The following is an 8562-nucleotide window of genomic DNA, read 5'->3' on the forward strand; positions in this document are numbered from 1 at the left end:
CTCACCTCATCTCCTCCTTCCCTGTCCGACCCACCCGTCCGTCGTGCCCACCGGCTGAGGTTGCGTTTCCCTGATGTCGAGTCACCACACCGCGTCCGCGCGGAAACCAGCACGGCTACCGTCGTACTACGCGGTTCAGGAAGAGGTTGAGGGGGCGTACGCGACATGAGTCCCGGTGACGAACCCGGATACGGGGACGGCTCCCGCGGCGACGACGGGGGATACGGGGGAACGGGCCAGACCCGGACCCGCCTCCCCGACCGCCCCGGAGACGTCTACGGCGGCGCCCGCCGTGGCCGCTCCTCCTCACGGAGCCTGGTGACGGTGGTCGGCGTCGTCGTCCTGCTCATCGCGGCCATCGCCTTCGCGAACCGTGGAGGAGACGATTCCTCTTCCTCCTCCGGAACCGGCAACGGAGGCGGCAACGCCACCAAGACCTCCCCCACGGCCCCCTCGGGCCAACGCCCGGTGGACACGAACACCGGGGGCATCCCCACCGGGTTCGCGCACAGCGAGCAGGGCGCGCAGAGCGCGGCGGCCAACTACGCGGTGGCGCTGGGCTCGACGAGCATGTTCCAGAAGGCCGGTCGGCACGACCTGGTCGACACCCTCTACACCTCCGCCGCGGCCGGCCGCCTCCAGGGCCCGCTGGACGACGCCTACTCGACGGGCTTCCTCAACAAGCTGGGACTCGACGCGGCAGGCAACGCACCCCGGGGCAGCACCTTCGTCTCCCGCACGATCCCCGTCGGCAGCAAGGTCGAGCAGTACAGCGCCACCGACGCCAAGGTGTCGGTCTGGTACCTGGGACTCATCGGAATGTCCGCGCAGAACTCGACCGACCCCGTCACCTCGACCTGGAAGACGTGGACCTTCGAGCTCCAGTGGTCCGGCGGGGACTGGAAGATCGTCACCGACTCGCAGAAGGACGGCCCCGCCCCGGTCCCCGGCGACGACAAGGCCGCCACCTCCGACGAGATCAGCAAGGTCATCGAGGAGTACGGAGGGTTCACTTATGCCCGGTAGCCCGCGCCGTGTACTCAGGCTCACCGGCGCCGTCGCGGCCGTACAGACCGCGGTCGTTCTGCTGGCATCCCACGCCTACGCGGCTCCACCGAGCCCGACGCCGAACTCAAGTCCCAGTCCCAGTGCGAGCGCGAGCGCCTCGACCGACTCGTGCAGGCTCATCGTCGGCGAGGCCAAGAAGTACTGCGAAAAGGGCAGCACCGGCGGCGGTACCACCGACCCCGGTACCACCTCCACGCTCGACCCCCTCTCCTCGCTGGCCAAGGGCTGCGCCGAAGCCGCGTCCTGGACCATCGACAAGCTCTCCGCGGCGGTCAAGGACACGGCGAACGTCGACTTCACGAACCAGAAGTTCCTCCAGCAGTACGCCGTGGTCTTCGCCGCGTCCACCATCCTCACCCTCCTCCTGTGGCTGCTGGCCGTGGCGAAGCGAGCGGTGCGAGGCGTCCCCCTCGGCACCGCGATCTCCGAGGCGATCGGCTTCCTCTGGCTCACGGTCCTGGCGTCGGCGTTCACCCCGCTGATCCTCTACACCGTCGTCTCGGCCAGCGACGGCGTCACCGACGTCCTCGCCAAGACCACCGGCAACCAGACCGACACCTTCTTCGGCACCTTCTCCGGCGCCCTCGCCAAGGGCGAGAACATCGGCGGCGGTCCGATCATGCTGATCGTCGTCTCCCTGGTGTCGATCCTGGCCGCGGGCGTCCTGTGGCTGGAGCTCGTCATCCGCGCCGCCCTGCTGTACGTCGGCGCCCTGCTCGGCACCGTCGTCTACGCCGGGCTCGTCGACAAGAACCTGTGGGGCCACGTCCGCCGCTGGGCCGGCATCATGATCGCCGTCATCCTGGTCAAACCGGTCATCGTGATCGTGCTGGGCCTCGCCGGCGCGCTGTCGACCAACGGCGGCCCGGACTCCTTCTCCGCCGTCGTCTCCGGCCTCGCGATCATCCTGCTCGCCATCTTCGCCAGCGCGATGATCTACCGCTTCGTGCCCGGCTTCGGCGACGAGATCGCCAATGGCCGCAACAACCGCATCATGCAGGGCGCCGAAGGCAAGGCCGCGGCCGTGATCAGCTCCCCCGCCACCCTGGTCGCCCAGGGCATCAAGACCCACAGCACCCGCGCCGACAACAACGGCGGAGGCGGCGCAGGCGGCGGCAACAGCCAGCCGCGCCCCGCGAACCCCGTCTCCGGAGGCGTGTCCGCCCACAGCACCCGTACGCCGAACGGAGGCGGCGGATCTGTCCCCTCCGCCGCACCCCCACCACGTACCGGCAACACCCGCAACAGCACCAGTTCCAACCGCACGGGAGGTGAAGGGCGTTGACGACCGATTCCCACGTGTCCCATCCGGTCACGCCCCGCCGTACATATCTGATCGGCCGCGCCCGGCCGAACGCGATCGTCGGCCGGAACCGCGAGTCCGGCGAGATCGCGCTCATCATCGCGGGCGCGTTCCTCGGCATGATGTGCGGCCTGCTCGTCCCCGTCCTGTCCCTGCGGATCGTGCTGCTGATGGGCTTCCCGCTGGTGGCCATCGCCGCGGTGTACGTCCCGTACAAGCGCCGCACGTTCTACAAGTGGTTCGAGATCAACCGCAGTTACAAGCGCAACCTGCGCGGCGGCACGGCGTACCGCAGCAGCGTCCAGGAGGCCGGCACGCGTCTGGACGGCAAGGAGGTCGAGATCGGGCCGCCGCCCGGCATCGGCCGGATCTCCTGGCTCGCGGCCCCCTTCGGCCCCGACGAGATCGCCGTACTCCTGCACGCCGACCGCCGCACCGTCACCGCCGCGATCGAGATCGAGGGTCCGGGTGTCGGCCTGCGCGACAGCGAGGACCAGGAGGCCCTCGTCGACCGCTTCGGCACGCTGCTCAAGCACGTGGCGAACGGCGACGGCTTCGTCACCCGCCTCCAGATGCTCGCCCGCACCCTCCCCGCCGACCCGGACGCCCACGCCAAGGACGTCGCCCAGCGCGGGGACGAGAAGGCACCGGCCTGGCTCCAGCAGTCCTACGACCAGCTCCAGTCCATGGTGTCCACCAGCAGCGAGCAGCACCGCGCCTACCTCGTCGCGTGCATGCACTACAACCGTGAACTCGCCGCCGAGGCCCAGGCCATGGCGCGCGCCGCCCGTCCCCAGGGCGGCAAGAAGCTGGACCGCGACGCCGGGCTCGCCGTCGTCATGGCACGCGAGCTGACCGACATCTGCTCCCGCCTCCAGGAAGCCGACATCCGCGTGCGCCAGCCGCTCGGTCAGGGGCGACTGGCCTCCCTCGTGCACTCCATGTACGACCCCGACCACCCGATCGACCACATCCAGGCGATGACGAAACGTAATGCCTGGCCCGCCGAGCTCGACGCCATGGAGCCCACCTACCTCCAGGCGAAGACCCGCGAGTCCTCCACCCGCGCCCCCTGGTGCCACGCCACGGCCTGGGTGAAGGAATGGCCGATGACCCCGGTCGGCGTGAACTTCCTCGCCCCGCTCCTGGTCCACACCCCGGACGTCATCCGCACCGTCGCCGTCACGATGGACCTCGAACCCACCGAGGTCGCCATCGAGCGCATGCTGACGGAGAAGACGAACGACGACGCCGAGGCCAGCCGCCAGCTGAAGATGAACCGCACGGTCGACCCCCGCGACATCGCCTCCCACAACCGCCTGGACCAGCGCGGCGAGGACCTCGCGAGCGGCGCCGCCGGCGTCAACCTCGTCGGCTACATCACGGTCAGCTCCCGCTCCCCGGAGGCCCTGGCCCGCGACAAGCGCACCATCCGCGCCTCCGCCGGAAAGTCGTATCTGAAGCTGGAGTGGTGCGACCGCGAGCACCACCGGGCCTTCGTCAACACACTGCCGTTCGCCACCGGAATCCGCAGGTAGGAGCTGATGTTCTGATGCGGGATCCGCTGTCCGCCGCGACAGACGCCTTCACGGGCTTCCTCTTCGGCAAGGTCGAGACGACCCGCCTGCCCGTGCGCACCTCCACGGGCCAGGCCCAGGCGGTCTACCTGCCGACCGCCGCACCCGGCCTCGGCGACTCGGGCGTCATCATCGGACGCGAGGTGTACTCCGGGAAGGGCTACATCTACGACCCCTTCCAGCTGTACGGCCAGCAGCTCCCCGCGCCCCACTGGCTGGTGCTCGGCGAGTCAGGCAACGGCAAGTCGGCGCTCGAGAAGACCTACGTCCTGCGCCAGCTGCGCTTCCGCGACCGCCAGGTCGTCGTGCTCGACGCACAGGGCGAGGACGGCGTCGGCGAGTGGAACCTCATCGCGGAAGAGCTGGGAATAACTCCCATCCGCCTGGACCCGACAGCGGCCCTGGACATGGGCATCCGCCTCAACCCGCTCGACCCGGCGATCACGACGACGGGCCAGCTGGCCCTGCTGCGCACGATCATCGAGGTCGCGATGGGCCACGGCCTCGACGAGCGCTCCGGCTTCGCCCTCAAGGTCGCACACGCCTATGTCAACGAGACGATCGTCGAGCGCCAGCCCGTACTGATGGACATCGTCGAACAGCTACGGCACCCCGAGCCGGAGTCGGCCGAGGCGATGAACGTCGCCATAGACGACGTACGGGCGTGGGGTCTGGACGTCGCCCTGGTCCTCGACCGCCTGGTCGACGGTGACCTCAGGGGCATGTTCGACGGCCCCACGACGGTGGGCATCGACCTCGACGCCCCGCTCATCGTCTTCGACCTGTCCCACATCGACCGCAACTCCATCGCCATGCCGATCCTGATGGCGATCGTCGGCGTCTGGCTGGAACACACCTGGATCCGCCCCGACCGCAAGAAGCGCATCTTCCTGGTGGAGGAGGCGTGGCACATCATCAACAGCCCCTTCGTGGCACAGCTCTTCCAGCGCCTGCTGAAGTTCGGCCGCCGCCTGGGTCTGTCCTTCGTGGCGGTGGTCCACCACCTGTCCGACGTCGTGGACGGCGCGGCGGCCAAGGAGGCGGCCGCGATCCTGAAGATGGCGTCCACCCGGACGATCTACGCCCAGAAGGCGGACGAGGCACGGGCGACGGGCCGGGTGATCGGCCTGCCCCGATGGGCCGTCGAGATCATCCCGACCCTGACCCCCGGCATCGCCGTCTGGGACGTCAACGGCAACGTCCAGGTGGTCAAACACCTCATCACCGAGACCGAACGCCCCCTCGTCTTCACCGACCGCGCCATGACCGAGTCCTCCGCCGACCACCTCGCCGACGACGCGCTGCGCGCCGCCGAACTCGAGGCCGAGGAACGCGCCGCGGCCTTCGTGGAGCAGCACCTCGCCGACCTCGACGGTTCGTCCGAGTCCACGGTGGCGTGAGATGAGCCGGGACGGGCGGGACCGCCGCAAGGCGGAGAGCGAGGGCGGCATCCCGGACGGCCTGCTGGTCGGGGTGCTCGCCTTCCTGCTCGGCATGACCTTCCTGATCTGGTCGGCCACCGGACTCGCCGGCTGGTTCGCCCACGGCGCCTGGCCGAACGCGGTCACCTTCGCCCGTACGCCGCTGGCCCTGCGGCACCTCGTCGGGCACCCGCACGACATGACGGGCGCCTGGCCGGACACCCCCGCGGACCAGCTCTCGGGGTACGGGCTCTTCTGGGGCCTGTTCATCGGCCAGCTGATGGTGCTGGTCGTGATGACCATCTTCGTGATGGGAACGTGGGCACGGTGGCGCGCGGTCCGGGCGAGACGCAGGGCGGGGGCGTACGCGAGACGGGCACCGGCTCCGGCGCAGGTACCCGAACCGGCTCCGACCCCCGCTGCTGAACAGGTCCCGGCGCATCACGAGGTCCCGCTGCCGCGACCGGAGCCGCAGCCGACCGAGCTGTCCAAGGAGACCTCACAGCCACCGCTTTCGACGGCTCCCCTGGTGGCGGACAGTAAACGGGTGGGTGGGTGGGAGAGCAACCGCACGACAGCCGCGCTCATCCTCGGCCCCGCCGAAACCCGCCACACCACCGCGACCCAGGCCGTACGAGACGCGGACGGCCCCGCCCTGGTCGTCACCTCCAACCCTGCCATCTGGTCGGAAACCAAGGACGCCAGAGCCAAACTCGGCCCCGTCCTCCTCTACGACCCCTCCCACCTCTGCGACACCCCGGCCCGCCTCCACTGGTCCCCCTCCACCGGCTGCGAGGACAAGGCGACGGCCGCGTCGAGAGCCACCGCCCTCCTCGGCCCCGTACGCCCCACCGCCAAGGTCGACCAGGCCATGGCAGACGTCGCCGAAACGCTCCTGCGCAGCTATCTGCACGCCGCCGCGGTGGAGGGCAAAGCATTCCGCCACGTCCACCGCTGGGCCCAGGGCACCCAGGTGCAGGACGCCGTACGAGCCCTCCGCACGAACCCCAAGGCCGCCTCCGGCGCGGCGGGCGAACTCGAGGCCGCCCTCACCTCACACCCGGAACGCCGCGACATAGCACAGGAGTTGACGGCCCGCGCGCTGTCCGCCCTCTTCACGGTCAACGTCCGCGAATCCTGCACCCCGAACCGAAGTGACGCCCTCACGCTGGATTCCTTCGTCAACGAAGGGGGCACGCTCTATGTGGTCGGTGAACCCATCGAGGACCCCAAGGCGAACCCCGGCGCGATGCCGCTCCTGACGGCCCTCGCCTCAAGCGTGGTCGAGCGCGGCCGGCGCATGGCCGAACGGTCATCCTCCGGTCGCCTCGACCCACCACTTACGCTCGTCCTGGACGACGTCGCCGCGGTGGCCCCGCTCCCCCAACTCCCGGAGCTGCTCGCCACCGGAGCCGCCCAGGGCATGCCCACCCTGGCCCTCCTCCGCTCCCAGGAACAGGCCAGGGCCCGCTGGCCCCAGCACGAACTCCCGGCCTGACGACACCTACGGCCTGGCGACACCTACGGCCTGACGATCACAAACTCCAGATCCCGGGTCCCCTCGTTCCCCTGGGATGCCACGGATCCCCCGGTCGGCACGAACCCCGTCTTGCGGTAGAAGGCCTCGGCGCGCCCGTTCTTCTCGTGCACGAACAGCCGCACACGCTCGAGCCCGCGCTCCCAGGCCCAGCCGAGAGCGGCGTCGACGAGCGCGTCCGTCACACCGCTCCCCCGGTGCTCGGCCCGCACGAAGACACCCACCAGATGCCCCTGGTCCTGGTCGATCACAGCATCGAAGAAGTCCCGCTGCCCGGCCTTCTCGACCAGCATGACCACGGAACCCGCCCACACCCCGTCCGGCCCGACCGCGACGAACTGCCGCGCCCCGTCCCCCTCGGCGGCCCCCGCCGCCCGCTCCTGCCAGAACGAGTCGGGCCGGGCCGCCGCCTGCTCGTAGGTCTCCAGGAACGCGAGGTGCGCCACAGGGTCCCGCAGTGCGGCAAGCCGCAACTCCTTGGTCGCGGGCCACTCGTCGGCACTTATGGAACGAATCACGTGGTTCATGGAACCCACCGTAGTCTTCGCGTTCGACATCGCTCATCTGAATTCCACCCTGCCGATCCCTGCCGTCCGGGCCCCCGTCATGCTCTTCCCTGTAAACACATTGATCCCAGGGGAGAAAGCCGCATGACCAAGGTCCAACTAGAGGAACTCCGCGAGGTCATCCACCCCGCGGGCAAGCTGGAGAGCAGGGCGGAACACTGGGCCGGCCGCCTTTACATGCGATCGCTCTCCCTGCGGGTGACCCGGCTGATGCTGGGCACCCGCGTCTCACCGAACCAGATCACGACGGTCATGGTCTTCGCGGGCGTACTCTCCGGAGTCGCCCTGGTCGTCCCCGGCCTGGGCGGCGCCGTACTGTCCGTCCTCTTCATGCAGTTGTATCTGCTCCTGGACTGCGTGGACGGCGAAGTGGCCCGCTGGCGACGCCAGTTCAGCCCGCTCGGCGTCTATCTGGACCGCCTCGGCGCCTACCTCGCCGACGCCGCCGTCATGGTCGGCATGGGCATCCGCGCCGCCGAACTCGGCCTGAACCTCTACCTGGTGGCCGGCCTGGCGGCCGCGATCGGCGTGCTGCTCCTGAAGTCGTCCTCGGACCTCGTCCACGTGGCGCGCTCCGACAGCGGCATGCAGAAGGCCACCGACCAGTCCGTCGTCCCGCGCTCCAGTGGCCTCGCCCGGGTCCGCCGCCTCACCTCGGCCGTCGGCCTCCACCGCCTGGTCAACGGCATCGAGTGCACCATCCTGCTGCTCGTGACGGCGATCGTCGACCTGGCGCTCGGCGACCTGACGGCGACGAAGATCGCGACCGTGGCCGTGACGGCGATCGTCGGGCTGCTGGTCCCCGCGCACATCGTCTCGATCGTCGCGTCGTCCCGCCTGAAGTAACCGAGTCGCCCGCAGGAACCGAGTGAGGGCATGCGGGGCTGTTGTCCGGCCCCGCATGCTCCCCGCCGCCTCCGCAGTCAGACACGAGAGCGAACGCAAAAAAGCCCCAACTTCGGTTACCTACCCGAAGTTGGGGCTCTTCTCAAGATTTGTTCGGCGGCGTCCTACTCTCCCACAGGGTCCCCCCTGCAGTACCATCGGCGCTGTGAGGCTTAGCTTCCGGGTTCGGAATGTAACCGGGCGT

The 8562-nt window shown here is 69.6% G+C and carries 7 protein-coding genes and 1 rRNA gene; 6 read left to right on the forward strand and 2 right to left on the reverse strand.

Features of this window, described 5'->3' with window-relative positions; all coding sequences use genetic code 11:
- Positions 1-165: 165 nt before the first annotated feature.
- The 5 genes from ACZ69M_RS32860 to ACZ69M_RS32880 are packed head-to-tail and all read left to right on the forward strand — an operon-like array spanning position 166 to position 6867.
- Positions 166-1026, forward strand: a complete 861-nt coding sequence (locus tag ACZ69M_RS32860; protein WP_470055539.1) for a DUF8175 domain-containg protein — start codon at positions 166-168, stop codon at positions 1024-1026.
- Positions 1016-2353 carry a hypothetical protein gene (locus tag ACZ69M_RS32865; protein WP_470055541.1) on the forward strand — a complete coding sequence of 446 codons (1338 nt, stop codon included), beginning with the start codon at positions 1016-1018 and terminating at the stop codon, positions 2351-2353. The genes ACZ69M_RS32860 and ACZ69M_RS32865 overlap by 11 nt, the downstream gene beginning before the upstream one ends.
- Positions 2354-2367: 14 nt before the next feature.
- Positions 2368-3909, forward strand: coding sequence for an SCO6880 family protein (locus ACZ69M_RS32870; protein ID WP_351433221.1), 1542 nt, complete (start codon positions 2368-2370; stop codon positions 3907-3909).
- Between the two features lie 14 nt (positions 3910-3923).
- Positions 3924-5348, forward strand: a complete 1425-nt coding sequence (locus ACZ69M_RS32875) for an ATP-binding protein (RefSeq protein ID WP_067371420.1) — start codon at positions 3924-3926, stop codon at positions 5346-5348.
- A gap of 1 nt (position 5349) precedes the next feature.
- Positions 5350-6867, forward strand: coding sequence for a type IV secretory system conjugative DNA transfer family protein (locus ACZ69M_RS32880; protein WP_470055543.1), 1518 nt, complete (start codon positions 5350-5352; stop codon positions 6865-6867).
- Positions 6868-6890: 23 nt separating this feature from the next.
- On the opposite strand, the gene ACZ69M_RS32885 is transcribed toward ACZ69M_RS32880, so the two are convergent.
- Positions 6891-7433, reverse strand: a complete 543-nt coding sequence (locus tag ACZ69M_RS32885) for a GNAT family N-acetyltransferase (protein WP_470055545.1) — start codon at positions 7431-7433, stop codon at positions 6891-6893.
- Between the two features lie 123 nt (positions 7434-7556).
- Between ACZ69M_RS32885 and ACZ69M_RS32890 the strand changes: the two genes are divergently transcribed.
- Complete coding sequence (locus ACZ69M_RS32890) at positions 7557-8318, forward strand: CDP-alcohol phosphatidyltransferase family protein (protein ID WP_470055547.1); 762 nt, start codon at positions 7557-7559, stop codon at positions 8316-8318.
- A 151-nt stretch (positions 8319-8469) separates the two neighbouring features.
- On the opposite strand, the gene rrf is transcribed toward ACZ69M_RS32890, so the two are convergent.
- Positions 8470-8562, reverse strand: a 5S ribosomal RNA gene (gene rrf / locus ACZ69M_RS32895); the annotation flags it as partial.

This window comes from Streptomyces sp. NPDC107454 (assembly GCF_055582885.1).